Origin of the sequence: Paenibacillus sp. MCAF9, from assembly GCF_052114265.1 — a bacterium.
Lineage (GTDB): Bacteria > Bacillota > Bacilli > Paenibacillales > Paenibacillaceae > Pristimantibacillus.
Window position 1 is genome coordinate 561,935 of the sequence record NZ_JBFREL010000002.1, and the last position, 25,897, is coordinate 587,831.

The window sequence follows — 25,897 nt, forward strand, 5'->3', positions numbered from 1 at the left end:
TTATTTGCATAATAGAGTATTATGCAATGGGAAAGGAACGGTGCTTTTGAAGCAGCAAAAAGTGACGATGCAAATGATTGCTGAAACTTTAAAAATCTCTAAAAACTCCGTATCGCAGGCTCTAACGGGGAAAGATGGGGTCAGCGAGGAAACCAGGCAGCTGGTAATACAAACAGCAGAACAACTGGGATATTCATACTCCGAAACCCGAAAAAAAAGACAATCCGAGCGGAGCGGAAGCATCGCTTTGATTGCATCGGACTTCGCTTTCTCACAAAGAAGCTTTTTTGGAGAAATTTATTTAACAATAGAGCAAGAATGCTCAAAAAACGGAATGACATTACAGATCCAGCCCATAAATCCTCATACCCGAGATCATCTTATTTTGCCGTCCTTTCTGCAAAACCAGACCGTTGACGGCGTACTTGTTCTCTCACACATTAGTACGGATTATACGAATGCGATCTTAGCTACTGGCATTCCGACCGTACTAATTGACCATCATCATCCGAAAATCCATGCGGACTGTATCTTGACCAATAATCGCTTTGGAGGGTATGAAGCGGTACACCACTTAATCAATCTTGGCCACAAAAAAATTGGGTTCTTAGGAAACACCTCTTTCTCACCTAGCTATCACGAGCGACTGGAGGGCTACAACCTAGCTATGAACGAGGCTAATCTGGATATTAATCCGGAATGGTTGATAAAGGATATTGTCGAGGAGGCAATTGATGTAACCGACAAGCTATCAAAACTGTCTTCAATGCCAACAGCTTGGTTTTGCGTCAATGATGGGTTAGGATTTTTATTGATTTCCTCCCTGCAGCAAATGGGATTCAAGATTCCCGATGATTTCTCCGTTTGCAGCTTTGACAACGGGCAACTATCGCGGATCAATACGCCTACGACTACTACAATCGCTGTGGATTTAAGTAAATATGGCCGAAAAGCGTTTCAACAGCTCCTTTGGAGAATGAGCAATCCCGCAGAACCCTTCATCGAGATTCATCTTCCAACCACCTTGATCGAACGAGAATCGACAAGCCGGCTTTTGGACCATGATCGCTAAATCGCATTCTAAATACTAAAACAGCTCTTTTACGGGAAGGATCGCGTAAAAGAGCTGCTTTGGTTATATATTCATTAATCCATTAGTTGTTATTGGCAAGCAAAAACGCCTTCGGCGTCCTAGATTCTTATATTTCAATAAAAAAGCTTTGCAAGCTGTCTTATATGACAGGCTGCAAAGCAATTATTCATGATGAGTCTAGCTGACCGAGGAGTTGATTCTGCACAATTCATTTTCCACCAATGTCGTTAATTCATCTTCGTAGCCCCCGGTAATCCGGTACTTGCGAATATACTCTTTAACAAATTTACGCGGGTCCTTGGGTTGAAAAATTCTCGTGAGTTCTTTCAGGCTTTCCTTGACTTCATTCTGGCTATGCTTCGCCATGAAATCTCCTCCCCTTTACGTTGGATGGTCGTCCTAAACAGCATTATACGAGACCGCATGCGGCGGTTACACCGCAAGAACCCCCACTCGGTGCAGGCAACTCCATGGCCAATGAGTCACAATGTTCGCATTTTTCTTACTATTATAACATTTAGGTTCAGAATATGAAAGTTAACAATTATTAATCTCTTGGCGCGGCTTTTTTGGATTTGGGCGGCTTCTTATGCTCAGAATCCCTTGCGGTTGTTATGCTAATTACGTTTGGAGGCGAGACATCAGCTGACTGGTGAGACGTAGATGAAAGCCGATCTTTACGAAACATTCTTAAATATGCGATCACGCCAATAATGGCGACCAAAATTCCGAATGCTAAAACCAATGTCGTTACCCAGCCCTGAACCATGTCCTCGCCTCCTTCCCCTATTACTTTTATCGGTATATTACGCTTAATTATTAGTTCTGTTCCACTCGATTTATTTTTCCATAATTAGGTATTATTATATCGTACCAGAAGCAAGCAATCAACTTGCGAAAATGTGAACTAAATGATCCGATACGCACCAATTCCGCAAACGAGCAGCTTGCCTGCGTCATCCTTGACCTGCGCTTGCAGCGTCAGTGTACGTTCTGTTCGGTGAACCAGTTCTGCTTCGCAAAGCAGCACGCCGCCCTTGGCGCTGGCGAGAAATTGTGTGTTCAAATTTGCTGTTACCGCGCTTTTCTCAGGTGCTGCTAGCATCACCACAAGTCCCATCGCATTATCCATAAGCGACATCAGTACTCCGCCGTGAACGATGTTTAGCAGATTAAGGTGCCGCTCAGTTGCATCTAGGCAAATGGCTGCTTTGCTTGCGTTTGCCTGAACGATTTCACAGCCAAGCAATCCCCAAAAGGTGGCTTGCGCACGTTCTGCGAGCCTAGTCAGATGACCGGCTTGATCTGCCTGTTGAACAAACCAATCCTCATCCATACCGCTCACTCTCCCTTCTTTTCCGCCTTTCTCGCCTTTTCAGCTTCCGCCTCCTCCTCCTGCAGTTTTCGACGAAGCACTTTGCCGACCATCGTTTTTGGAAGCGTTTCCCTAAAGGAATAGTGGTGTGGCACCTTATAGGAAGCGAGCCGCTCTCTGCACCAACGGTCAAGCTGACTGCTTGATACTTGCCAGCCCTCCTTAAACACAATAAAAGCTTTTACCGTTTCGCCTCTGTACTCATCCTTCACACCAATCACTGCCGCTTCCCTTACGGCCGGATGCTCGAACAGTACCTCCTCCACTTCACGCGGATAAATATTAAAGCCGCCTGCGATAATAACATCCTTAATTCGATCCATAATTGTAAAATATCCATCTTCATCCATCGTAGCGAGGTCGCCAGTATGAAGCCAACCATTCCGCAATACCTGATCCGTTTCAGCGGGCTTATTCCAATATCCTCGCATGACCTGTGGACCGCGAACAATTAATTCCCCAAGCTGGCCGCTAGGCAGTGTCTCACCACTCTCAGGATCGATCACTGCCGCATCCGTATCCGGAAAAGGTATGCCGATCGTACCGATTTTGCGTTTCTCCCATACCGGATTGGCATGTGTGACGGGAGAAGATTCCGACAAGCCATAACCTTCAACGAGCCTTCCGCCAGTTAAAGCTTCGAACTTCTCCTGCACCTCTAGCGGCAAAGCCGCTGATCCGCTAACACACACATTAATAGAAGAAAAATCGATTTTTGCAGCGGACTTATGATGGATGAGTGCGACATACATCGTTGGCGCGCCTGGAAAAATGGTAGGTTTCTGCTGATTAATCGTTTGCAGCACCGTCTCCACTTCGAAGCGCGGAAGTAATATAAGCGTTCCCGCACGCAGTACCGACATATTCATTAATACCGTTAATCCAAACACATGAAACAGTGGCAGCGCCGCTAAAAATCTCTCTTTAGCATCCTCCGCTTTATAGCACCAAGTAGATATTTGTATCGTATTGGCAACGAGATTGCGATGAGTCAGCATCACACCTTTTGGCGTTCCTGTCGTGCCGCCTGTATATTGCAGCGCCGCGAGATCAGACCCTTTTGCCGAATCAGGCAGGCTCATATCCGTATGCTTTGCTGCAAGCAGCTTCTTATAAGAAACGACACCAAAGCTGCCATATGGAATATCTGCGCGAAAACCCTCTTTTCGCTGCTTAAGAGGATAAAGCAAGTTTTTCGGAAACGGCAGCCCATCCTTAATTGATGTGATGATCGCATGCTTCAGCTGCGGCAGCGGACCCGACTCCGGCTGCTTGCCTCGAACCCGAGACAAGCGTGCATAAAGCAGATCAACCGTAATGACAGCAACAGCCCCGCTATCTGCCAGCTGATGCTCAAGCTCCCGCTCCACATAAAGCGGATTCGTCTGAACGACGACGCCGCCTGCAAGTAGCACGCCATAAAAAGCAGCCACTGCTTGCGGGCAATTCGGCAGCATGATTGCCACCCGGTCTCCTTTGGCTATGCCAAGGGAAAGGAGACCATAAGCGAGATTAACCGCATTCTCGTGAAGCTCGCGGTATGTTAATATTTTGCCAAGGAAATGCACGGCAGGATGATTTGGATGATGATTAGCCGCATTTATTAAAAACTGGACGATACTCTGATCGGGATAGTGCAGTGAAGGAGAGACCTCTTTCGGGTAATGTTGAAGCCATGGGCGCGCTTGCTCTTCAGATTGAGTGGACGGTTGCTCGGGCAAAGACGGATCTTCCGGTCTGAGCGAATCCATTCATGCTCTCCCCCTTCACACGACATAATGCTCACTGTTAATGACACGAGCGGCAATTGTTCGCTTCAAAGCAACCGTATCTGAGATAGGCGCGCGCATCAGCTTTTTGAGGACGGACAGCTGCATCTGCAGCCCGTCTCCCGTCTCTAGCGCAGCGAGTGCCAGCTTAGCTAGTGACTCGACCCGCTCCATGGCCTCCTGCACAAAAACTGTCGTCATCGCTAAAACATTTTCCGTCTTTTCCGAAGCGGCTCCGCGGCTAGCCTTCCATATTTTTTGTGAGCGCAGCAGCGCGCTTTCCATAGCAAAGATGTTGATCATAAGATCAGCAAGAGAACACAGCACCTCTTGTTCCTGCTCCAGCCGCAATCCCAGCTTCTGAACAGCAAGCCCGCCGATGGCGAGGAAGATTTTTTTCGCTTGACCTACGCGGAACGCTTCTTTGCTAAGCGGCTTTTCAAGGGGCGGAATCGGCATCGGCTGCATCAGCTCTGCTTGCAATGAACGAGCTTTGCGCAGCAGCGGAAGCTCGCCCTTTAACGCTTTTTTCATCAGCGTGCCAGGAATGAGCATCCGATTAATTTCATTCGTGCCTTCAAAAATCCGGTTAATTCGCGAATCTCGATAAATTCTTTCCACCTTATACTCGCGAATATAGCCGTAGCCGCCGTGAATCTGCACCCCTTCATCCGCTACAAAATCAAGCGCCTCAGATGCAAAAACCTTTATAATCGAGCATTCGATGGCATACTCTCCGATTGCCTTAGCGACCGTCATGCCTTCAACTGCCGCCCCGCCTTCTTCCGTCGTCCGCAGCATCGAATCGATCCAGCCCGCAGTTCGGTAAACCATGCTCTCCAGCACATAAGTACGAATGTTCATATCAGCCAGCTTGGCGCCTATTAGCGGATAAGAGGAAATCGCCTTCCCAAATTGCTTCCGCGTATTGGCATAGGCCGATGCAAGCTCAATGGTCTCCTTCGACGAACCGAGACAAGCTGCTCCAAGCTTAAAGCGTCCTATGTTCAAAATGTTAAATGCGATTTGATGCCCTTTTCCAACCTCCCCAAGCACGTTTTCAACCGGTACCGCCACATCTTCAAAAAATAAAGGGCGTGTTGAAGAACCCTTGATGCCCATCTTATGCTCCTCCGGTCCAATACTGAACCCCGGCATGCCTTTCTCTACAATAAATGCTGTAAAATACTCACCGTCTACCTTCGCATAAACGATAAATAAGTCAGCAAAACCTGCGTTTGTAATATAGAGCTTTGATCCATTGAGCACGTAGTGCTTCCCATTTAGCGATAATCTTGCTGTCGTCTTCGCCCCTAGAGCGTCTGAGCCCGATGCTGGTTCCGTTAAGCAATAAGCAGCGATGCGCTCCCCCGTTGCAAGTGCCGGGAGATACGTTTCTTTTTGCTTTGGTGTTCCGAAAAAAACGATCGGCAGCGTGCCGATTCCCGTATGAGCGCCTACCGACAATGCAAACGAGGAGGATCTTGCCAACGTTTCTGCGAGCAGCGTCGTGCTTACCTTGTCGAGCCCCAGCCCGCCGTAAGCCTCCGGCACATCTGCGCCCAGAAGGCCAAGCTCGCCTGCTTTGCGCATCAGCTCTACGGTCAGATCATAATTTAAAGCTTCCAGCTCCGCATCGCGCGGCGTTATTTCCGCATCCATGAACTGCTGCGCCGCATCCGCCATCATTTGTTGCTCTTCTGTAAAATCCTCGGGCGTCACGACCGATTCCGGCACACTGTCTTCCACGACAAACCGACCGCCAAAACGTATCGTCTCCGTCATGCGCAGTTCTCCTTTCAGCCAACCGATTATTTTATTTCAGGATGCTGCCAAACTCCCTTATCCGCCTGCTGACCTTATTGGTCTGAGTTATACACTTCAATTACGCCTGCTGCTCCCATCCCTCCGCCTATACACATCGTGACAACGCCAATACCGCCGCCTCTGCGTCCAAGCTCATGAATAAGTGATACCGACAGCTTTGTTCCTGTACAGCCAAGCGGATGTCCGAGTGCGATAGCCCCGCCGTTCACATTGACGATTTCAGGATTAATGCCAAGCTCCTTAATGATAGGGACGCACTGCGCCGCAAACGCCTCATTAAGCTCAAACAGATCGACCTGCTCAAGCGTTATTCCCGCTTTCTTAAGCGCTTTAGGCACAGCTTCGATGGGACCGATACCCATAACCTCAGGAGCGACGCCAGCTGCACTAAAACCGCGGAATACGGCGAGCGGACGATAGCCCAGCTCCTCCGCACGCGCCCTGCTCATCACGATTACCGCAGCTGCACCATCGCTCATTTGGGACGTATTGCCCGCTGTAACCGTACCTTCTCTTGCAAAAGAGGGCTTGAGCGGCGCCAACGTCTGAACCGTCGTCTCCGGCCGGACGCCTTCATCTGTATCGAAAGTGATCACTTTCGACCATGGACGGCCAGCATCGTTCACGCCAGAGCGGCTGGTCGTTATCGGTACGATCTCAACTTGGAAGCGACCTGCTTCAATTGCTGCTGCTGCCTTGCGATGGCTGGATGCAGCAAACGCATCCTGCTCCTCACGCGTCACCCCATACCGGCGGGCAACCTCTTCAGCCGTATGTCCCATCCCCATATAAACCTCTGGCATCGCATCGACAATCGCAGGATGCGGCGACAGCCTGAAGCCGGTCATCGGCACATGGCTCATGCTCTCCACTCCGCCAGCAGCAATAACGTCCGCATCGCCAAGCCTAATTCGCTCCGCTGCATAGGCGATAGCTTGCAGGCCCGATGCGCAAAAGCGGTTAATCGTTACTGCTGGCGTCGTCACCGGCAATCCCGAATAAAGCGAGATCGTGCGCGCCATATTCAAGCCTTGCTCGCCTTCGGGCATTGCGCAGCCAATGATGACATCCTCTATAAGCTCGGGCGACAAGCCGGGCAGTCTCTCAAGCGCGCCTTGCAGAACAGCTCGCCCTAGATCCTCTGCCCTCGTCTCCGCAAGGCTCCCCTTCGATGCTTTGCCGACCGCCGTCCTCACCGCAGCAACGATAACGGCATCACGAGCGTGATCTTCAAACGGTGATGAAGCTGACATTTCACTCTCCCCCTTCGGTTTAGGCTAGTTGCGCAGCGGCTTGCCTGTCGCGAGCATATGGCTCATACGCTCCTGTGTCTTGCGCTCGCCGCATAGGCTGAGGAATGCTTCGCATTCCAAATCGAGCAAATATTGCTCGCTCACTTCAGCGCCCGGCTGAATGTCCCCGCCCGCGAGTACAGAACCAAGCTTGCCGGCGATAAGCGCGTCATGCTCACTAATATGGCCGCTAAGCTGCATCGCTTGCACCGCTACCTTAAGCACCGCTCTGCCTTCTCGTCCAGCAACGCGAATACGCTCCTCCGCTGGCGGCGAGTAGCCCGCCCGGTCCAGCTCCAGCACCGCCCGCTTCGCCTCGGCTATCCTTGCCTCCTGCCGCATAATGACCTTATCCTGCGGCCGCATCAGTCCCAAACGGCGCACCTCGTAGCCGCTGGTTGATGATTTGGCCAGCGCAATCGTCTCAAACAGCGCATTCAAATGCGGCTGCAGGTCTCCGCCTGGCTTGCCGCCATTCGCAATAAAGGCCCGTTCAGCTGCCATCGCAGCCGCTTCCTTGCAGCCCCCGCCCGCAGGAATAAGGCCAACTCCCGTTTCCACCAATCCAAAGTATGTCTCTGGCGAATAAATAATACGATCAGCAGGCAAGCATGCTTCTACTCCGCCGCCCAGCGTCATTCGGTGCGGAGCAGCTACGACAGGACGGTCAAGCCGCTTGAGGCCAAGCATACTGCTCTGGAAGAAACGAATAATATCCTCCACTTCATCCCATTCGCCGCTTTGCGCCTCCATTAATAGCAGCATCAGATTTGCTCCTACACAGAAATTGCGCCCTTCATTCGCTATCACAAGCCCGCGCCAATTTTGTGACACCTCCTCTGTGCTTTGCCGAATCGCCGATAAAATATCACCCCCAATGGCATTGTTAGGCGAATGGAATTCCAGCAGTACAACGTCATCGCCAATATCGATTAGACTAGCGCCTGAGGTGGACAATACCGTTTTTCCGGCAGCCTTTAATGCCGTTAAGGAAACCGAATCTGCTTCCTCTACCTCCCTCTTGTATGCTCCGCTTGCAGCATAAACCCGCTCTGTTCCCTCCACCTTATAGAAGCTTTCATGTCCGGCTTCCAGCCAAGCTGCCACCCACTCTGGGATCGCATCGCCCTCCTTTTGCATTTGCTGCACCGATTTGCGAAGCCCTATCGCATCCCACAGCTCGAATGGTCCAAGCTCCCAGTTAAAGCCCCAGCGCATTGCGCGGTCGATATCCGAGATTGAATCCGCAATGACACCGACTTGTGCCGCTGCATACAGCAGCGTTTTTTTGATAGTGGACCATGCAAATTTAGCGTAGCGGTCCTGCGGGTCTGTGCGAAGCAGCGCCTTCACTTTTGCCGCCGCACCCTTCGCAGCCTTAGACGCATCAATAACAGGGGAGTTGACTGACCGCTTAGGCCCATACTCGAGCGTATCCAGCTTAAGCGATTCAATCTCACTGCCTCCCTTCCCCTTCACCTTTCGGTAAAAGCCCGCACCCGTTTTCTCACCTAGCCGTCCTGATGCTGCAAGCTTCTCAAGCAGGGGCGGCCTTGCAAAAACCTTTTGCTCCGCTCGATCGCTGCTCCGCTCCCGCACATTATCCACGACATGCAGCAGCGTATCCAACCCAACCAAATCGAGCATGCGCAGTGTCGCCGTCTTCGGCCTTCCCATTGCCGGACCGGTCAAGGCGTCCGCTTCCTCTACCGTCAGCCCAAATGCCAGCGTATCCTCAAGCGTAACGAGCATGCCGTAAGTGCCAATTCGGTTCGCAATGAAGTTAGGCGTATCCTTCGCCAGTACGACCCCCTTGCCAAGCCGCTTCTCGCACACCTCCGTCAACAGCTGAATAACCTCGGAGGTGGTGTCTTCTGTAGGCACGATCTCAACTAGCTTCATATACCGCGGCGGGTTAAAAAAATGGGTTACCGCAAAATGCTGCCGAAACTCCTTGCTCCTCCCCTCTGCCATGGACGCCGCTGATAATCCCGACGTATTCGTAGAAACGATGCTGCCTGGGCGGCGTGCGGCTTCAACCTTTGCAAGCACATCACGTTTAATGTCGAGCCGCTCCACAACCGCTTCTACAATCCAGTCTGCCTCGCCCAGCAGCTCTAGATGATCGGTCATATTACCCGGCGTAATGCGTGATGACCAAGCGGGATCGTAGAGCTGGGCGGGTTGTGACTTGCCCATTTTTGCTATCGCCGCATTTGCGAGGCGATTGCGCACCTTGGCATCAGAGAGCGTAAGCCCCTGTCGTTCTTCCTCTGCCGTCAGCGAATGCGGAACAATGTCCAGCAGCATCACACGCATCCCCGCATTGGCTAAATGTGCAGCGATGCCTGCCCCCATAACGCCGGAGCCGATCACAGCGGCTCTGCGAATCGTACTTGAGTTATTTTGCGATGCTTGTGTCGTCATAGCCTCCTCCTCCTTTTTGACAAATAGCGGCTTATTCGCCAAAAACACTTTCGGCAAGCAGCTCAGCCACATCACGTGCGATTACCTTCTCATCCGCACCCAGCGCCTTTAAACCGTCCTCCATCATCGTTAGGCAATAGGGGCAGGCGGAGCTGATAACCGATGGTTTTACTTCAAGTGCCTGAGCGGTTCGAGCATGGTTGATGCGAGTTCCAGAATGCTCCTCCATCCACATGAGACCGCCCCCCGCCCCGCAGCACATGCCGTTTGAGCCCGAGCGCTCCATCTCTTCAATCGATACGCCTGGAATGGAGCGAAGCAGGCTGCGCGGCGCTTCATACGTATCGTTGTAACGGCCGAGGTAACAAGAATCATGTACGGTTACTCGCTCCTCAATCTTATGCTCCGGCTTCAATAAACCTTCCTCAAGCAGGCGAGAGAGCATTTCGGTATGATGCTCCACGATGATGCTAGGGCTAAGACCGAAGTCAGGATATTCATTTTTGAACGTGTTATACGTATGCGGGCAAGCGGTCACGATTTGTGTAATGCCATATTTGTTAATCGTTTCTATATTCTCGCGGCATAACTCTTGGAAAAGCAGTTCATTGCCGATTCGTCTAGCTGTATCGCCAGAGCTTTTTTCCTCCAATCCCAGCGTAGCGAAGCTGATACCCGCATGATCCAGCAGCCTAACCACATCGTACAAAACACGGCGGCTTCGCATGTCATACGCGCCCATCGATCCCGCCCAGAGCAGCACATCTGCTTTTTTGCCCTGCTTCTTCAGCTCCTGCATCGTCGGCACTTGAATGCCGGTTCTGCTCTCGCAATCGTTAATCCAAGCCGCCCGCTCGGCACGCGGCAAGCCCCAAGGATTGCTTTGCCGCTCGATGTTCTGCAGCGCGCGCTGCCCGTCAGACGGCAGCCTCCCTTCCATCAGCACCAAGTAACGGCGCATATCGATAATTTTGTCGACATGCTCATTGCCTACCGGGCATTGCTCCTCGCAATTCCGGCAGGTCGTACATGCCCACAGCTCCTCTTCGGTCAGCACCTCGCCGATCAGCTCGACCTCCTCTGGTTTAGCACTCTCTTTTATATTCCATGCCCCAGCCTGCGCAGCCATGGTTGGCGCTATGTTTGTGCCCCATTCGGATTCAGCTTCCCAAGCAGGAAGCACCGCTCCCATCACATGGGCATGAGGCTCACGAAATTTCGAATGCAGCAGGCTGGCTGGAAGCCATGGTGACTTGGACGTTATGGCAGCGCCTTTTTCGGTCAAATGGTCCCTCAGCTTCACAATAAGATGCATCGGCGAGAGCAGCTTGCCTGTGCTCGATGCCGGACAAACATTCGTACAGCGACCGCATTCCACGCATGCATACAAATCTAGCATCTGTTTTTGCGAGAAATGCTCCACCTTCCCTGCGCCAAAGGACTCCGCTTCCTCGTCCTCTAGGTTAAGCGGCACAAGTCGGCCAGGAGGCGTACTGCGTCTGAACCAAAGATTCACAGGCGCTGTCAATAAATGAAAATGCTTTGATTGCGGCACGTACACAAGGAAGCTAAGCAGAACCAGAAGATGCAGCCACCAAAACAATTCAAAGCCTGCATGGGCTGCTGTGCTCTGCGGCTGTAAACCTGCACTCTCAAGCATAGTAGCCAAAGGAGCGCTCACTGGTGCGAACTTCGCCTCAACGATGGCCGCAGTGGACCCAGGCGCCGAAGCCAATCTCTCGAATGCTAATGAGAATAAAACAGTCAGCATCAACGAGCCAATAAACCACATAACGAGTGAAGGTTTCCACCCCCGCTTAAGCCGCGGGAGCCGTTCCCCATAACGCCGGAAAGCACCGTACAGCACAGCTGCAAAAACGAGCGTAACGGTCATCTCCTGCGTCAGCGAAAACCAATTATAATAGGGCAGCGGCAGCGGTACACCTTGGTTCAGCCCTTTCCAAACCAAGTCCGCCGCACCAAACTGAAGCACAATAAAGCCATAAAAATAAACCAAATGCATCACGCCGCTTCTCACATCGTTCAGCAGCTTACGATGGCCTAGCACTTGTGAGGCAAAGCCGGATTTACTGCCTGACTTGCGTCGATACCGCGAAAAAACCGCCGGCACCCCAAGCCTCATATACAGGATGCGCCGCTGTACAACCATCGCGAACATGGTAATAGCAAACAGCACAACCACCGCGAATAATGCCCATCTTCCCCCTATCAACCATTGATCGACATTCCTAAGTGCCAAAAAAGATGGCATACGCCCCGCCTCCCTTATATGCCGGCTATAAAACCGAGCACCTACGCGCGCAGTAGTCGGACAAGTATTGAAGCGCTTACAAAAATAGCCGCGGTGCTCCATGTATATGAGCTTTCGGCCTTGAACATGCCGCACAGCAGGCAATTGCAGAGCGGTCTATTCAATTCCAAGACAGCATATCCTAGCACTGATGGACAGTGTCAACAAATTAGCGGTACAAGTGAGGGAGCTTCTATGCTGAAAATAGTTGTGCTTCTCAAGCAAACGTTCGATACCGAGGAAAAAATCATTGTAACACCCGCTGGCGTTGACGAAAGAGACGCCAAATTTGTAATCAATCCCTACGATGAATACGCACTCGAGGAAGCCATTCGCCAGCGGGAGCAGCTCGGCGGCGAAGTGATCGTGATCACCTGCGGTGCCGAGCGCTCGCAAGAGGCGCTCCGAACCGCTTTGGCTATCGGAGCAGATGAAGCTATTCGGCTTGATAGCGCAGATTTGTCCGATGACAGCTCAGCCGTTGCTGCTGCTCTTGCTGCCGTAATTAGGCCGCTCGCTCCTAATTTGCTGCTAGCCGGCTTGTTTGCAGTAGACAGCGGCGCTGGAAGCGTAGCTCTGCAAATTGCCGAGCTGCTGCACTTGCCTCATGCAGCTTCAGCAGTGAAGGTCACCATCTTGTCTGCGGAGGAGCTTGGCTCCCTGCCTGCCGATGGGCTTCTCAGCTCACCTACTGCTCGGAGCGCTGAGCGTTACGCATTAGTTGAGCGCGATGTAGAAGGAGATACCGAAACAGTATCGATACCACTCCCTGCGCTCATTACCGCTCAGCAAGGACTAAACGAGCCGCGTTATCCGTCGCTGCCAGGCATTATGAAAGCGAAGCGCAAGCCGCTTCGCACAATAACCGCTGCTGAGCTGATCGCCAGTGGCGAGCTTTCACTTGAAAGTGTAGCGCCTCGCACGACGCGTACGCAGCTGCTCCCGCCGCCTCCACGCGCAGCGGGCAAACGGCTCCCCGGCGACCCGGCCGAGCAAGCCGCAGCTCTTGTGTCTCTGCTGCGGGAGGAAGCGAAGCTTCTTTGAGTTCGTGACTATTTTATAGTTGGGCGCGGTTTAGAGGTAGTGGAGTTGGGCTGGGGTTTAGGTAGTGGAGCTGAGATGATCGCCAGTGGCGAGCTTTCACTTGAAAGCGTTGCGCCGCGAACCGTGCGCACGTAGATGCTCCCGCCGCCTCTTTGCGCTGCGGGCAAATTACTTCCCGGCGAGCCGGTCGAGCAAGCAGAGCAAGCAGAGCAAGCAGAGCAAGCAGAGCAAGCAGAGCAAGCAGAGCAAGCAGAGCAAGCAGAGCAAGCAGAGCAAGCAGAGCAAGCAGAGCAAGCAGAGCAAGCAGAGCAAGCAGAGCAAGCAGCAGCAATTGTCTCGCCACTGCGGGAGGAAGGGAAGCTTCTATAGGAACGCAACTTTTTATTATAGTTGGGACTGTTCAGGGGTAGTCGAGTTTGGCTGGGGATGTTGGATTTGAAGTTGAGCGCCAGTGGCGAGTTTTCACTAGAAAGCGAGTTTCGCCAAACACTGCGCACACGCAGCCCCCCCCCTCCACCTCCGTGCACTGCGGGCAAATGGCTTCCCGGCGAGTCGGCCTAGCAAGCAGCAGCACATGACTCGCCCCTGCAGGAACAAGGAAAGCTTCTATAGGAACATGACTTATTTAGTGTAGTTGGACTGTTCAGGGAAAGTGGAGTTGGGCTGGGGGATTTAGGTAGTGGAGCTGGTAGTGGATTTGTGCTGAGGCATGTTGGTATTGGGCAGGTAGTAAATTTGTGTTGAGGCATGTTGGTATTAGGCAGGTAGTGGATTTGTACTGAGGCATGATGGTATTGGGCAGGTAGTGGATTTGTGCTGAGGCATGTTGGTATTAGAGCAGGAATGATGCAGAGACATTTGACGAGAACTGAATAGTTACTGGTTACTAGACAATTTAGTTAGTTCTCTTGTTGATAGAGTGGCTCAAATCAAAAGCAGTGTTTGACCAACATTGGACTTTGGTAATTAATTAAACCTTCCCAATTAACGGACATCAGATACCTTATTTGCTGCAAAACCTTCTATTTCTCAATCTAACGGACATAGGTTCCCTTATTTCATAAAATATCGAACGTTTGGGTGCCATTTAGGGCAAATAACGGATCTCATGTCCGTTAAATTGTAATTTAGCCCTTAAATACAGAAATAACGGATCTCATGTCCGTTAGAAAAGTAACTTCGCCCTAAAACCCACAAATAACTGCTGTAATGTCCATTAAGACGATACCTAAACAGGTCAAGCACTGATTATAGAGTTGAATGCATAAAGAGCTACGCTTATTCGTAAAAGCTGTGGAAGAGGAGCTGTATCCTATGTCCAAAACCATACTCGTATTTGCAGAAAGCCGGAATGGCGCGCTGCGCCGAGTGGCGCTTGAGGCACTCGGCGCAGCACGGCGGCTCGCAGGCAAGGACGGCCATGTCCACGCCGTCCTTGCCTGCTTCGGCGGTGCGGCGGATGAAGCCGCCGCACTGATCGCGCGGGGCGCGGACGTCGTGCATATCGCCGACGATCCGGCCCTTCGCGCCTTTGCGCCCGAGGCGTACATCGCCGCCCTCGGCGCAGCCATAACTGCGGTGCAGCCGGACGCGCTATTGCTCGGCCACACCGCTTTGGGGCGCGAGCTCGCGCCCCGAGTGGCCGCTGCCCATGGCGCCGGCCACATTGCTGACGTCATTGCCATCGAAACATCTGACGATGGCAATGACGTCTTATTTACCCGCCCGCTCTACGCCGGCAAGGCGTTCGAGCGGCGCAGCTTTGTTTCGGGCGCGACGTGGGTCATCACGGTGCGCCCGAACAACCTGCCGGCGGCGGAACCGCTGGACGCCGCAGAAATAAAGGGCACCGCAGCGGAGCTGCCGTTCACGGTGCCGCCGCTTTATACCACTGTGCGCAGCCTTGTGCGACGCGCCGGCGGGCAGCTTGATCTTGCCGAAGCCGACGTCGTCGTGTCCGGCGGCCGAGGCGTTCGCAGCGCAGCAGGCTTTGAGCCGCTGCAAGCGATGGCAGCAGCACTCGGCGGCGCGGTCGGCGCCTCACGCGGAGCATGCGATGCCGGCTACTGTGATTATGCCCTCCAAATCGGGCAAACCGGCAAAGTTGTTACACCTCAGCTCTATATTGCCTGCGGAATCAGCGGCGCTATTCAACATCTGGCGGGCATGAGCCAATCTCGCGTCATCGTCGCTATCAATAAAGACCCCGATGCCCCTATTTTCAGCGTTGCTGATTATGGCATCGTAGGCGATTTATTCGAGGTCGTTCCGCTATTAACAACAGAGCTCCAACGCTCTCGCGCTTAATTGTTCTAGTCTTCATCTAACTGCCTCTCACCCGAATCGCGCTTAAATGTCCTAGTTCTCATCTAATTGCCTCACTCCCGAATCGTTCTTGAAATTTTTTCACCAAAGTTGATTCCATCTACAACCAACTAAATCATTAAGTTTCTGATTCAAGCACCTAACCCTGCCCACTAAAAAACCAAAAAAGGCGTCTACCCTGTTTCGGCCACATACAGAGCCGAATCAGAGATAGGACGCCTTTTTGGTTAACTACACTTCATTTTACTTAAGCAAAATCAGGACGAATTTCACGGATGCAATCCGGCGATTCGTACAAATCATCACGCACCGCATTCGTTACCGGGTAGGCGCGCATGAGATAAGTGTCCATTGCCTCTAAATGTTTCCGCAATCCGCTGAATTCCGTAATACGCGGATTGAGCCAATCTTCCATACCCTCTTCGTCCAAAATAACCGGAACTCGAGGCTGCCACACCGACATCGCTCCTGTCGAAGCTGCGGTTATCATAGTGAAGGCGCGCACTTCCTTGCCGCTCACGTTTTTCCAGCAGTCGTATATGCCCGCTATGCCAAAAAGCTGCTGGCTTGGAACAACGATATGCATCGCCCTCGGATCACGCTCTTTGCCGAATTGTTTCTGACCAAAAAAGCCGCTGCATGGCAGCACACATCTTTGTCTGCGAAGCATTCTTTCTAAGAAAGGCTTCTCGGACAAAGTCATATGATCTGCATTAACCGCGTCTTTTGCCCAAAAAGGAAACAGCCCCCATCTCGATTCCTCCATCGTCCGCTGATCAAATCGATCATTCATGACAATCGAAACCATCTGAGTCGGAGCTGCATTAAATCGGTTTGTATGCCCCCGAATTACTTTTCCTACCTGAAACATATCCACTATATCGCCAATATCTGCTGTTAACGAAAACCGTTCAATCATCGCGACCACCCTTTTCACGTTGTTGAATCCAGTTTTTGTTAAAGTCGCGATATTTATGCAACGTTTCTAGTCAGAATATTAGAAAGACCTAAACAGCAGTTTGCCAAAAATAGTTCCTCTACTCTTCAAAGTCCGCCCGTCTACATCGTAAATCGTTTTCGGAATTTAAGAGGAGGCATTCCCGTATGGGATGCAAACAGCCTTGAGAAATGCGGCGTCTGCCGGAAGCCTGTTTCCTCTGCTACTTTTGCAATGGTCCAATCTGTCTTAATAAGCAGCAGCTTTGCTTGATCGAGTCTATAATAAAGCAAATATTGCTGCGGCGTACAATCAAAAACCTCACTCATGCAGCGAGTAATATAATTCGTATGTAACTCCAGCACATCGCTCAGCATCGTGTTGCTGATTGGTGTACGATAATTCAGCTTTAAGTAGGCAGCCGCACGCTCTGCTACCGATACGGCAGCTTTAGCCGCATCCGAGCGCCAGCCTTCGTCCAGCATTTGAAGCAAATGCAGAAACCGCTGCTGCCGATCCCAGAACGCGCCATGTGACGAGCCTTTGGAAGCCTCATGCAATTGCGAGAAAATAAGACTCGCTTCATCTGTGTAGGTAAGCTTCATTTGTTTAGGCAGACGTATGGCATAAGTGTAGTAGTCCCCTCTAAGCGATCCGCTTTGATTGCCTACCGTCTCCTCCCAAGCGCCTACTGTTTGAAAATGAATCCAATCAAACACAGTCTCTTCCTCGCATGGACGTGTAGAATAATGCCAGCGGTCCGGCCTTAAAATAAGCACATCCCCAGGCCCGAGCGTCCATCTGCGATTATCCTCTGCTACATGCAGCGCTCCCTTGTTTACATACAACAAATCAAATACGCCGAGGTTCGTCCGATTCGGATGCTCCTCGCCCGCACGATAAACCAAACGGTTGGATTCTATGAAAAATGGCAATGGTGGTGAACGAAAAGTTAGTAATAGCTCCTCTGACAACCTAATCTCTCTCCTTCTAGAGTTTTGCATAGCAAAACTCACTTCGTAAGCATTAGCTTTGTTTTGCATAGCAAAACTTACTTCGTAAGCACTAGCTTAGTTTTGCGCAGCATAACTTTCTTCGTAAGCATGAGCTTGGTTTTGCATAGCAAAATCTTCTTCATACTCATAACCTTTGTTTTGCTCAGCAAAACTCTCTCCATAAACATTAATCTAGTTTTTGCATAGCAAAGCCTGCCATCCTAGCTTATGCTCAATTTACCTAGCAAAACTTGCCTCAAAAAGCATACGCTTACTTTTTTACAGTAAAATAAACTTCACAATTAATAATCATGTGTAAATGTGCAAAAAATGACTACTGCTCATGTTACTTGAAAACCATTTCATTTGTCTACAACAAAAGAAATCCCCCATCATTTCGCTTCCGGAAATGACTTGGGGGATTTGCAAATTTTGTATTATTTTCAGCAGCAATTTCACATAACTAGCTGTACATCTGAACCCGGATTAACCTTAAAGAAATCTACATCCGGCAGCAAGCTTTTGACCAAAAACATATAATCATAAGAAAGCTCAAGCGATTGCTCGTCAGGCACGAACACGACCTGCTTCCCGCTTAAAAGGGAGAACACCTCGATTCGGTCAGGGAGCTTCGCGAATGCGCTCATACAAAACACCGATGTCATATGAAAATAAAGATTAAGAGCATCTTCATCTGTGTCTACTGCTAGCTTTTGAACAATATAATGATCAAGCGAAGCCTCTTGCTCGGCAGAAACCAAATGAAAGATTTGTGAAATCTCCAAATCGAGCTCCTCTACATAAGTCGTCATTTGCTCATAAAATATAATCGGCATACTCGGTGCTCCCCCGCCAAGCAAGAAGGCTGCCAATTGCTCCTTAATGTTTTGCTTCATTCGCAAGTAATGCTCATCGGAATAGAACTTATAATTGCGATTTGTCCACCAATTCTCAACGGAAGTATGTATCGTTTCTACTCCGCGTGTCTCTTTGGACTGATGATAAAAGTCGTTTACCGTATGGCTGGCTGCATATTGAACAAGCTGCCGCCAATTCACGTCACTTTCCTGCTTGCGACCGGACTTTCTTCGAGCGAACCGTTCGGGGCAACGCAGCAGCTCTTCTAGCTTATAGTCTTCAACTCTCAAAATCGCTGGCAACTGCTCCATTACAAAGTCCGCCTTTCTCGTTCCACTATCCGGCTACCGCTACAAGACCCGCAATTTGGCGTCCTAATCTTCTTCCTTGCTCTTTCTCTTCTTCAGACGCGTTATATTCAAATTTAATGCACTCGCCCGCAATTTCTGCGCCGAGCTCCTTCAGCTTCGCTTCAATGGTATCTACAGCGCCGCAATAGATTGGGTATGAAGTATCACCTGAGCCAAATACGGCTGCTTTCTTGCCGCTAAGATCAAGTCCATCCATTTCTTCGAAGAAATCGAGAAATTCATCCGGCAGCTCACCGTCTCCCCATGTGTACGCGCCTATAATAATGGCGTCATAATGATTCAGCTCATCCGCGGTGGCATCGAAGGCCTCTTTAGAAACAACCTCCGCACCCGCTTCCTTAGCGCCTTCTACTATCGCCTCGGCCATTTCTTCTGTATTTCCGGTCATGCTAGCATACACCACAAGTATTTTGGGCATCTTTTTTCCTCCGCTTTCTATTTTTTGTCGTTAGACATTTATCGTTTGAATGCCTTGGAAAAGCGTAGCGAGATACAGATTTCCATCTTGCATATCAATATCTGTTACAGGATAACCAAGTTTAACGGATAGTAGAGTTACTTGATTACACAGATAAGTAAGCTGGAATAATCCGCGATCCGTACATACATAAACCTCATTGCCCTTCGCCTGCACTGAAAAAATAAATCGCTTGCCGAATCTTATCCGGTCAAACTGCCCTTTTTTATCGCCAATGAACAGCTCGCCTTGATCGCTTGTTCCAATTAAATGGCCTCTGAACACTGCTAAGCTTGTTACACTTGCACCCAGCTCAAAATGAGCCCAATCATCCATAAAACGATCATATAAAGAAATGCCGCTCTCATGCGAAATGATCAAATATTGAGGCAAATTCATAAAATCATATACACGTTTATCTTTGCATGCTATTTGCTCCCATTTGGAGCTGGCTTTGGACCAAAGCCCATATTCCGTTGCAACGTAGCTGCTTCCACCGATCTTGCGATACTGATAACTAGGAATCAATATGCCATCATTGACCCATGCTTCTCCGTTCCATTCATATAAGCCGCTGCTTGAGCAGGCATGCAGCAAATCATGCTGCAACTGCAGCCGATTTACATTAGTCTGGTCTTCCATGCCTTGATCAAGCTTCTTCCATTCTCCTTCAGCATCGATTTGGTATATCCCGTGACCGACTGAAGCCGCGAACAAGCTATCAGCTCCTGCTTTAACGGACGAGAAGGGAAAGAGCAGCCAATTCCAAGGCTTGCTCGTTTCAGTCTGCATGTCTCTCACTCCTATAAAAATAATCGTTATATCGTTATAGATTCACTGTTAATGCAATATGTTTCGTTTCTTATAAGGTGTTATTGGGGATGTCTATGCAAACTCTTTCATGGCAGTAGTAAAAGAACAATATTACCAAGTGATAATGATTATCACTTTCGTATACATGATAAACATTCTCACTAATAATGTCAATCCTGTTCTTCATTTATTCTTCATTCATGCTCTTCTACTTCTCTATCATTTAGTAGTTGATCATCCATCCCATACAAACATACATTTCCGCAAATATAGTTGAAGGTCTATGACCATAGCAGATAGATACCCAATCAATAGATAGAGTACAGCCGTATAATAAGGCATCTAACAAGGAGGTGTTTTCGCTGAGTCATTATTATTATAGAAAGCGTTGTGTCAGAAAACCTACTGCAGGCTGCAGTCCAAGAAGGAAGAAACACGATGATAAAATAATTGTTGTAAAGAAAAAAATTATATCTCAAAGAGTTAAAGTCGTAGCTGAGCGAGGAGAAGAGGGCCACAAAGGCAGAAGAGGACCGCAAGGACCGCAAGGACCTCAAGGGCCTCAAGGAATAGCTGGTCCTACAGGTGCAACAGGATCTGCAGGGGCAGCGGGTTCTACCGGCGCTACTGGAGTTGGAGTTACGGGAGCGACTGGCGCTACTGGTGCAAATGGTATTAACGGCGTAACCGGTGCTACTGGTCCAGCAGGTCCTACAGGACCCGGAGTAGGAGCGACTGGCGCAACTGGGGCTACTGGAGATCCAGGGGTTGCTGGTGCGACTGGTGCTACAGGGGCAACGGGGGCTGGCGTTACTGGAGCGACTGGTGCTACTGGAGATCCAGGTGTTGCAGGAGCGACTGGCGCTACTGGTGTTACCGGTGCTACTGGGGCTACGGGAGACCCAGGTGTTACTGGCGCTACCGGTACTGCTGGCGTTACCGGAGCTACTGGCGCTACCGGTACTGCTGGTGTTACCGGTGCTACTGGGGCTACTGGTACTGCTGGCGTTACCGGCGCTACTGGGGCTACTGGGGCTACTGGAGGTACTGGAGCTACTGGTGCTACTGGTATTGATGGTGCAGGCGCTATTATTCCTTTCGCTTCAGGCATTCCTACCGAATTAACGACAATAGTAGGCGGTTTAATAGGTACTTCGAGTCTGGTAGGTTTTGGCTCCTCCGCTGTAGGCGTTAGCATTCTTGGTGGTGTAATCGATCTCACAGGCGCTGCAGGAACACTTCTTAACTTTGCTTTCTCTGTGCCTCGCGATGGTACGATCACCTCTCTTGCCGCTTACTTCAGTACAACTTTAGCGCTTTCGCTTGTTGGCTCAACAGTTACTATTACTGCTCAGCTTTATCAGTCAACGACGCCAGACAATTCGTTTACCGCAGTTCCAGGCGCTGTTGTAACATTAGCTCCTCCACTTACCGGCATTCTGGCTCTAGGCACGATTAGCAGCGGCATTACTACAGGTTTATCTATTCCTGTTACTGCTGGAACACGCCTTCTTCTTGTCTTCTCTGCTACAGCTACTGGTGTATCACTTGTCAATCTTGTAGCTGGCTATGCTAGCGCTGGATTAGGCATCTCTTAAAAAACGAAATTATGAAAAACGACAGATTAAGGATTCGTCCTTAATCTGTCGTTTTCTTTTCCAAGATTCATCGTTCATTACAGCTTTAATTGAATTTGGAGCTTGAAACGAATTTTTATCTGATTATTCTCGAACTGTACATCTCTCACCGTTACAACATCCTGCGCTGGCAAATCTAGCGGAATGACGATCGTTTCTAGCATACTTAGCGGCAGCTGAATAGCTTTGACAGAAAGCGATTGGGGTTTAAGAATAATGTTTGGAGACTCCCAGTCCAGTGAATATACCGCATCCAATCTCGCAGGAATTTTGTTCTTATAGGTAATATTCATTTGTGCAATCAGCTTGTTCTCTTCGAGGTCAAAGTTTGCCCCCTCCAGATGAATAGCCTTCGCAAATTCTTGATCAGCGGATTCTGGTCTGCTGATGGCAAGCTCGTCTTTCATATTCATTTTGATCAAATGGTTGATATCGGATTCCGTCAGGACGAGCTCCAGCTTCATTTTTCTGACCATATCCAGCGCTTTCTCTTTCACATCAATCGGGGCGTAGCTCATGTCCAGCGGCTCGTCCGGTGCAATGTAAGACAGGAACCACCATAGTGCGCCGCCAAGCAGCAAAAGAATAACAATGAAGCTCATTAGAAGTCTTTTTAAGGTTTTTCCCATGTGAATCCTCTCCTTGCTATACAGATAAACGATTTCTATTACGCCAACTCATAATGATAGTGCTATAATGAATCCAATCATTTTTACTGTTGATCAAAAAAATGCCGAGAGGATGGTCACCTATGAACACAAATCCTATACCGCTGCATCGTATTGGGCTTGAAGAAATCGTTCAAGCTCAAATGCACTTAAAGGATATCATTACACGAACACCACTTCAACATAACCGTGTGCTGTCCGAGCGGTTTGGCTGTAATGTTCTTTTAAAACGAGAGGACCTGCAAATCGTTCGTTCGTTCAAAATACGCGGAGCTTACCATATGATGCGTTCTCTGTCACCAGAAACGCTCGCTAAAGGCGTTGTTTGCGCCAGCGCCGGCAACCATGCGCAAGGCGTGGCCTACTCGTGCCAAACACTTGGCATCCCCGGCAAGATATACATGCCCAGCACAACTCCTCGCCAGAAGGTGACGCAGGTTAACTTTTTTGGCGGCTCGCAAGTTGAGGTCATCCTTACAGGAGACACCTTTGACGATGCTTATGCCGAAGCAGTCGCAGAGAGCAACCGCAATGGCCTTGCCTTCGTACATCCCTTTGACGATCCCAAAATCATCGCAGGAAACGGAACGGTAGGACAAGAATTAATGGAAGCTGCGGATACCGTACCTGACTTCGTATTCGTGACTGTCGGCGGTGGCGGGCTTGCAGCCGGCGTCTCATCTTATGTAAAAATCGTCTCACCGACAACAAAGGTAATTGGCGTGGAGCCGGAAGGCGCGCAATCACTAAGAGCATCGCTTGATGCAGGTGAAGTCGTTACCCTTGATCAAATTGAGAAATTCGTCGATGGCGCAGCTGTAAAACGTATCGGTGATTTATCATTTGAGCTATGCAGAGACCTGCTTGACGATGTTATTTCCGTGCCTGAAGGAAAAGTGTGTACGACGATGCTCGATTTGTATAATGAGAATGCCATCGTAGCCGAGCCGGCAGGCGCACTGCCCATTGCTGCGCTAGAAGCTTATCGCGATCAAATTCAAGGCAAGACGGTCGTCTGTGTCGTCAGCGGCGGCAATAATGATGTTGATCGGATGCAGGAAATCAAAGAACGTTCTCTCATCTATGAGGGCTACAAGCATTACTTTATGGTCAGCTTCCCGCAGCGTGCAGGAGCGCTTCGTGAATTTCTCGACAGCGTGCTTGGTCCTAATGATGATATTACACGATTCGAGTACACCAAAAAATCAAACAAAGACAACGGTCCGGCACTCGTCGGCATCGAGCTTACGCACCGTGAGGATTACGATCCGCTCGTTGCTCGCATGAGCAAGAAGGGCTTCCAATTTCTTGAGCTGAACAAGGACCCTGTTTTATTTAACTTATTGATTTGATCGGCATGTTGAGAATAAGATACGCCCCGTATCCATGATTGGATACGGGGCGTTTGTCATTACCAGGCGTAGGCGCGCGGTGCATCTCCGCCAGGGCCAGGGAATATTTCATCAATACGTTTCAGTGCAGATTCATCTAAAGAGATTTCAACTGCGCGAAGCGAGCGCTCGAATTGATCCAGCGTGCGGACACCGATAATCGGAGCCGTTACTGCCGGGTTCGCAAGCAGCCATGCGAGTGAAACCAAATCTTCAGGCTCGCCAAGCTCGTCACAAAATGCAGCATAGGCATCTAATTGATCACGATGCTGCTCCAATCGTTTCGAATCTCCGCTGCGGCGGCCACCGTCTTTACGACGTTGATTGCCTGCAAGCAAGCCGCCGTCAAGCGGACTCCACGGAATAACGCCAAGTCCTAATTCCTTCGAAGCTGGCAATACTTCCAGTTCCGGCAAACGGCATAACAAATTGTATTTGTGCTGCTCAGATACAAGACCGATCGATCCTCTTGCCTTCGCTTCGCCTTGCGCAACTGCAATATCCCAGCCGGCAAAATTACTTGAGCCTATGTAGCCAACCTTGCCTTGGTATACGGCTGTTTCGAATGCTCCCCAAAGCTCATTCCAATTTGCACTGCGATCCACATGATGCATTTGGTACAGTTCGATATGATCCGTTTGAAGACGCTTAAGCGAGCCTTCCAAATGTCTGCGAATTTTATATGCGGATAGTCCCGCTTCACGGTTCGGACCGTCATGATTATCATGCATGTCGCCGTATACTTTTGTAGCCAGTACCGTACGTTCACGGCGTCCGTCGCCCTGCTTGAACCATTTTCCGATAATTTCTTCTGTACGGCCGGCGTTCTCGCCCCAACCATAAATGTTAGCGGTATCGATAAAATTAATGCCTGCATCTAGAGCTGCGTCTAATATACGAAATGATTCCTTCTCGTCTGTGTCCACGCCAAAATTCATTGTGCCCAAACATAAACGGCTTACTCGAAGTCCAGATCTTCCTAGTTTCGTGTATTGCACTCTAATCATCGCTCCTTCAATTTTGAAATAGGATGGATTGCGTATTCATTATACTAAAAATACACAAAGTAACCAAACGGCGTTCACAATCGCATAACAAATGTTCGTTACACTAACGGCAGGAGGTGTGTCTATGATACGTTTCGAGGAAAAACCGCAGCCGAAATTGTTAATTTTGTACGCTTCATATGGAGAAGGCCATCTTCAGGTTGCTCGCGCGATTAAGGGCGCTTGGGAGGAGCATGGCAATTATCGTACGGTAATGGTCGATCTCATGGCAGAATCTCACCCTTGGATAAATGAGTTTGCTAAGCGCTTTTACTTAAAGAGCTATACGCATATGCCCTCGCTATATGGCTGGGTGTATGATTTCACAAGGCTAATGAAGCATGATTCATTATTTGGCGGACTGCTTCACTCCTTTGGTACAGAAAAAATTAGGCGCATTCTTGCAGCTGAGCAGCCCGATATCGTCGTGCATACTTTCCCTAGCTTTGCTCTGCCAAAGCTTAAGAAACGTAAAAGCTATCCCCCCTCCTATGCTGTCATTACCGATTTTGATCTTCACAGGCGCTGGGTTCATCCAAGCGTCGACCGCTATTATGTCGCTACAGAGGACCTCCGATTAGAGCTTTCATCGCTGGGAATACCGGAGAAGGCAATTCAAGTGAGCGGCATTCCACTCAAACGCGGCTTCCGTGCAACAGCCGCCACAAGCGAGCTCTATGAGAGATATAAACTAAATCCTAATCAACCTATCGTCCTTATCATGGCGGGAGCTCAGGGCGTTTTGCCTGATGTATCGCAAATTTGCAGCAGCTTGCTGCAAAACGCTGAGGTTCAGGTTGCGCTCGTATGTGGACATAATCTGTTTATGAAAAATATTATTGAGCAACAATTTCAAGCACATGAAGGAGCTTCTCGCCTGCAGGTGTACGGGTTTATTGAGTCTATTCACGAGCTTATGGCTATTTCTAATTGCCTCATCACTAAGCCAGGTGGCGTTACATTATCAGAAGCGATCGCTGCCGAGCTGCCCATATTCATTTACAAGCCAGTTCCTGGACAAGAAAAACAAAATGCATTGTATCTTAAGTCCAAAGGCGCTGCTGTCGTTGCCTATGAGGTGAATGAGCTAACGGAACAAATTTTGAAACTCGTTCATGATCCATTACGTCTTACTAATAGCAGACAAACCACTAAACAGCTTCAAGCCTCACAAACCGCAGCAGACAGCATCGTTTTGGATATTTTATCCAACTTGCGTATAATGGAGAAAGCAATCACTTTATAATGGATAAGGGGCTTG

22 protein-coding genes are annotated in these 25,897 nt (G+C 49.7%); 7 read left to right on the forward strand and 15 right to left on the reverse strand.

Annotation, left to right across the window (positions count from 1 at the left end; all coding sequences use genetic code 11):
* Positions 1-67: 67 nt before the first annotated feature.
* Positions 68-1,072: a substrate-binding domain-containing protein gene (locus tag AB4Z45_RS05275; protein WP_441908250.1), complete on the forward strand. Its 1,005-nt coding sequence runs from the start codon at positions 68-70 to the stop codon at positions 1,070-1,072.
* Positions 1,073-1,270: 198 nt separating this feature from the next.
* On the opposite strand, the gene AB4Z45_RS05280 is transcribed toward AB4Z45_RS05275, so the two are convergent.
* From AB4Z45_RS05280 to AB4Z45_RS05315, 8 genes are all read right to left on the reverse strand, one after another.
* Positions 1,271-1,459 carry a hypothetical protein gene (locus AB4Z45_RS05280; RefSeq protein WP_076268380.1) on the reverse strand — a complete coding sequence of 63 codons (189 nt, stop codon included), beginning with the start codon at positions 1,457-1,459 and terminating at the stop codon, positions 1,271-1,273.
* Positions 1,460-1,640: 181 nt separating this feature from the next.
* On the reverse strand, positions 1,641-1,862 hold the full coding sequence (locus AB4Z45_RS05285) for a hypothetical protein (protein WP_076268381.1): 222 nt from the start codon (positions 1,860-1,862) through the stop codon (positions 1,641-1,643).
* A gap of 138 nt (positions 1,863-2,000) precedes the next feature.
* Entirely contained in the window at positions 2,001-2,429 is a 429-nt protein-coding gene (locus AB4Z45_RS05290; RefSeq protein WP_076268382.1) for a PaaI family thioesterase, read from the reverse strand.
* A 5-nt stretch (positions 2,430-2,434) separates the two neighbouring features.
* The gene (locus tag AB4Z45_RS05295; protein ID WP_441908210.1) at positions 2,435-4,219 is read right to left on the reverse strand and encodes a long-chain-fatty-acid--CoA ligase; all 1,785 of its coding nucleotides are present in this window, start codon (positions 4,217-4,219) and stop codon (positions 2,435-2,437) included.
* A 15-nt stretch (positions 4,220-4,234) separates the two neighbouring features.
* Positions 4,235-6,022: an acyl-CoA dehydrogenase family protein gene (locus AB4Z45_RS05300; protein WP_441908211.1), complete on the reverse strand. Its 1,788-nt coding sequence runs from the start codon at positions 6,020-6,022 to the stop codon at positions 4,235-4,237.
* Between the two features lie 74 nt (positions 6,023-6,096).
* The gene (locus AB4Z45_RS05305) at positions 6,097-7,317 is read right to left on the reverse strand and encodes an acetyl-CoA C-acyltransferase (protein WP_441908212.1); all 1,221 of its coding nucleotides are present in this window, start codon (positions 7,315-7,317) and stop codon (positions 6,097-6,099) included.
* Between the two features lie 24 nt (positions 7,318-7,341).
* A complete protein-coding gene (locus AB4Z45_RS05310; RefSeq protein ID WP_441908213.1) occupies positions 7,342-9,783 on the reverse strand; it encodes a 3-hydroxyacyl-CoA dehydrogenase NAD-binding domain-containing protein in 2,442 nt (813 codons plus the stop codon).
* 31 nt (positions 9,784-9,814) lie between these two features.
* Positions 9,815-12,055, reverse strand: a complete 2,241-nt coding sequence (locus tag AB4Z45_RS05315; RefSeq protein ID WP_441908214.1) for a heterodisulfide reductase-related iron-sulfur binding cluster — start codon at positions 12,053-12,055, stop codon at positions 9,815-9,817.
* A gap of 237 nt (positions 12,056-12,292) precedes the next feature.
* Here AB4Z45_RS05315 and AB4Z45_RS05320 point away from each other — a divergent pair, with 237 nt between their 5' ends.
* The 3 genes from AB4Z45_RS05320 (at position 12,293) to AB4Z45_RS05330 (ending at position 15,445) form a co-directional block, all read left to right on the forward strand.
* Positions 12,293-13,138 carry an electron transfer flavoprotein subunit beta/FixA family protein gene (locus AB4Z45_RS05320; RefSeq protein WP_441908251.1) on the forward strand — a complete coding sequence of 282 codons (846 nt, stop codon included), beginning with the start codon at positions 12,293-12,295 and terminating at the stop codon, positions 13,136-13,138.
* A gap of 135 nt (positions 13,139-13,273) precedes the next feature.
* On the forward strand, positions 13,274-13,507 hold the full coding sequence (locus AB4Z45_RS05325; RefSeq protein ID WP_441908215.1) for a hypothetical protein: 234 nt from the start codon (positions 13,274-13,276) through the stop codon (positions 13,505-13,507).
* A gap of 945 nt (positions 13,508-14,452) precedes the next feature.
* Positions 14,453-15,445: an electron transfer flavoprotein subunit alpha/FixB family protein gene (locus AB4Z45_RS05330; RefSeq protein ID WP_441908216.1), complete on the forward strand. Its 993-nt coding sequence runs from the start codon at positions 14,453-14,455 to the stop codon at positions 15,443-15,445.
* Positions 15,446-15,710: 265 nt separating this feature from the next.
* On the opposite strand, the gene AB4Z45_RS05335 is transcribed toward AB4Z45_RS05330, so the two are convergent.
* The 5 genes from AB4Z45_RS05335 to AB4Z45_RS05355 form a co-directional block, all read right to left on the reverse strand.
* Positions 15,711-16,382 (reverse strand): SOS response-associated peptidase, encoded by a 672-nt coding sequence (locus AB4Z45_RS05335; protein WP_441908217.1) that lies wholly within the window; start codon positions 16,380-16,382, stop codon positions 15,711-15,713.
* A 140-nt stretch (positions 16,383-16,522) separates the two neighbouring features.
* Positions 16,523-17,374: a helix-turn-helix domain-containing protein gene (locus AB4Z45_RS05340; RefSeq protein ID WP_441877899.1), complete on the reverse strand. Its 852-nt coding sequence runs from the start codon at positions 17,372-17,374 to the stop codon at positions 16,523-16,525.
* Positions 17,375-17,850: 476 nt separating this feature from the next.
* Entirely contained in the window at positions 17,851-18,564 is a 714-nt protein-coding gene (locus AB4Z45_RS05345) for a hypothetical protein (RefSeq protein ID WP_441908218.1), read from the reverse strand.
* Between the two features lie 25 nt (positions 18,565-18,589).
* The gene (locus AB4Z45_RS05350) at positions 18,590-19,042 is read right to left on the reverse strand and encodes a flavodoxin (protein ID WP_441877895.1); all 453 of its coding nucleotides are present in this window, start codon (positions 19,040-19,042) and stop codon (positions 18,590-18,592) included.
* 30 nt (positions 19,043-19,072) lie between these two features.
* Complete coding sequence (locus tag AB4Z45_RS05355; RefSeq protein WP_441908219.1) at positions 19,073-19,873, reverse strand: hypothetical protein; 801 nt, start codon at positions 19,871-19,873, stop codon at positions 19,073-19,075.
* A 374-nt stretch (positions 19,874-20,247) separates the two neighbouring features.
* On the opposite strand from AB4Z45_RS05355, the gene AB4Z45_RS05360 reads away from it, so the two are divergent.
* Positions 20,248-21,492, forward strand: coding sequence for an exosporium glycoprotein BclB-related protein (locus AB4Z45_RS05360; RefSeq protein WP_441908220.1), 1,245 nt, complete (start codon positions 20,248-20,250; stop codon positions 21,490-21,492).
* Between the two features lie 77 nt (positions 21,493-21,569).
* Here AB4Z45_RS05360 and AB4Z45_RS05365 read toward each other — a convergent pair whose 3' ends face one another.
* Complete coding sequence (locus AB4Z45_RS05365; protein WP_441908221.1) at positions 21,570-22,160, reverse strand: hypothetical protein; 591 nt, start codon at positions 22,158-22,160, stop codon at positions 21,570-21,572.
* A 122-nt stretch (positions 22,161-22,282) separates the two neighbouring features.
* On the opposite strand from AB4Z45_RS05365, the gene ilvA reads away from it, so the two are divergent.
* On the forward strand, positions 22,283-23,551 hold the full coding sequence (gene ilvA / locus AB4Z45_RS05370; RefSeq protein ID WP_441908222.1) for a threonine ammonia-lyase IlvA: 1,269 nt from the start codon (positions 22,283-22,285) through the stop codon (positions 23,549-23,551).
* Between the two features lie 59 nt (positions 23,552-23,610).
* Here ilvA and AB4Z45_RS05375 read toward each other — a convergent pair whose 3' ends face one another.
* Entirely contained in the window at positions 23,611-24,588 is a 978-nt protein-coding gene (locus AB4Z45_RS05375; protein ID WP_441908223.1) for an aldo/keto reductase, read from the reverse strand.
* Positions 24,589-24,721: 133 nt separating this feature from the next.
* On the opposite strand from AB4Z45_RS05375, the gene AB4Z45_RS05380 reads away from it, so the two are divergent.
* Positions 24,722-25,882 (forward strand): MGDG synthase family glycosyltransferase, encoded by a 1,161-nt coding sequence (locus AB4Z45_RS05380; protein ID WP_441908224.1) that lies wholly within the window; start codon positions 24,722-24,724, stop codon positions 25,880-25,882.
* The last annotated feature ends 15 nt before the right edge of the window (positions 25,883-25,897 follow it).

Bases quoted from the DNA above. Each gene is read 5' to 3' on its own strand.
- AB4Z45_RS05275 (WP_441908250.1), top strand. From the start codon at position 68: ATGCAAATGATTGCTGAAACTTTAAAAATCTCTAAAAACTCCGTATCG.
- AB4Z45_RS05280 (WP_076268380.1), bottom strand. From the start codon at position 1,459: ATGGCGAAGCATAGCCAGAATGAAGTCAAGGAAAGCCTGAAAGAACTC.
- AB4Z45_RS05285 (WP_076268381.1), bottom strand. From the start codon at position 1,862: ATGGTTCAGGGCTGGGTAACGACATTGGTTTTAGCATTCGGAATTTTG.
- AB4Z45_RS05290 (WP_076268382.1), bottom strand. From the start codon at position 2,429: ATGGATGAGGATTGGTTTGTTCAACAGGCAGATCAAGCCGGTCATCTG.
- AB4Z45_RS05295 (WP_441908210.1), bottom strand. From the start codon at position 4,219: ATGGATTCGCTCAGACCGGAAGATCCGTCTTTGCCCGAGCAACCGTCC.
- AB4Z45_RS05300 (WP_441908211.1), bottom strand. From the start codon at position 6,022: ATGACGGAGACGATACGTTTTGGCGGTCGGTTTGTCGTGGAAGACAGT.
- AB4Z45_RS05305 (WP_441908212.1), bottom strand. From the start codon at position 7,317: ATGTCAGCTTCATCACCGTTTGAAGATCACGCTCGTGATGCCGTTATC.
- AB4Z45_RS05310 (WP_441908213.1), bottom strand. From the start codon at position 9,783: ATGACGACACAAGCATCGCAAAATAACTCAAGTACGATTCGCAGAGCC.
- AB4Z45_RS05315 (WP_441908214.1), bottom strand. From the start codon at position 12,055: ATGCCATCTTTTTTGGCACTTAGGAATGTCGATCAATGGTTGATAGGG.
- AB4Z45_RS05325 (WP_441908215.1), top strand. From the start codon at position 13,274: ATGCTCCCGCCGCCTCTTTGCGCTGCGGGCAAATTACTTCCCGGCGAG.
- AB4Z45_RS05330 (WP_441908216.1), top strand. From the start codon at position 14,453: ATGTCCAAAACCATACTCGTATTTGCAGAAAGCCGGAATGGCGCGCTG.
- AB4Z45_RS05335 (WP_441908217.1), bottom strand. From the start codon at position 16,382: ATGATTGAACGGTTTTCGTTAACAGCAGATATTGGCGATATAGTGGAT.
- AB4Z45_RS05345 (WP_441908218.1), bottom strand. From the start codon at position 18,564: ATGGAGCAGTTGCCAGCGATTTTGAGAGTTGAAGACTATAAGCTAGAA.
- AB4Z45_RS05350 (WP_441877895.1), bottom strand. From the start codon at position 19,042: ATGCCCAAAATACTTGTGGTGTATGCTAGCATGACCGGAAATACAGAA.
- AB4Z45_RS05355 (WP_441908219.1), bottom strand. From the start codon at position 19,873: ATGCAGACTGAAACGAGCAAGCCTTGGAATTGGCTGCTCTTTCCCTTC.
- AB4Z45_RS05365 (WP_441908221.1), bottom strand. From the start codon at position 22,160: ATGGGAAAAACCTTAAAAAGACTTCTAATGAGCTTCATTGTTATTCTT.
- ilvA (WP_441908222.1), top strand. From the start codon at position 22,283: ATGAACACAAATCCTATACCGCTGCATCGTATTGGGCTTGAAGAAATC.
- AB4Z45_RS05380 (WP_441908224.1), top strand. From the start codon at position 24,722: ATGATACGTTTCGAGGAAAAACCGCAGCCGAAATTGTTAATTTTGTAC.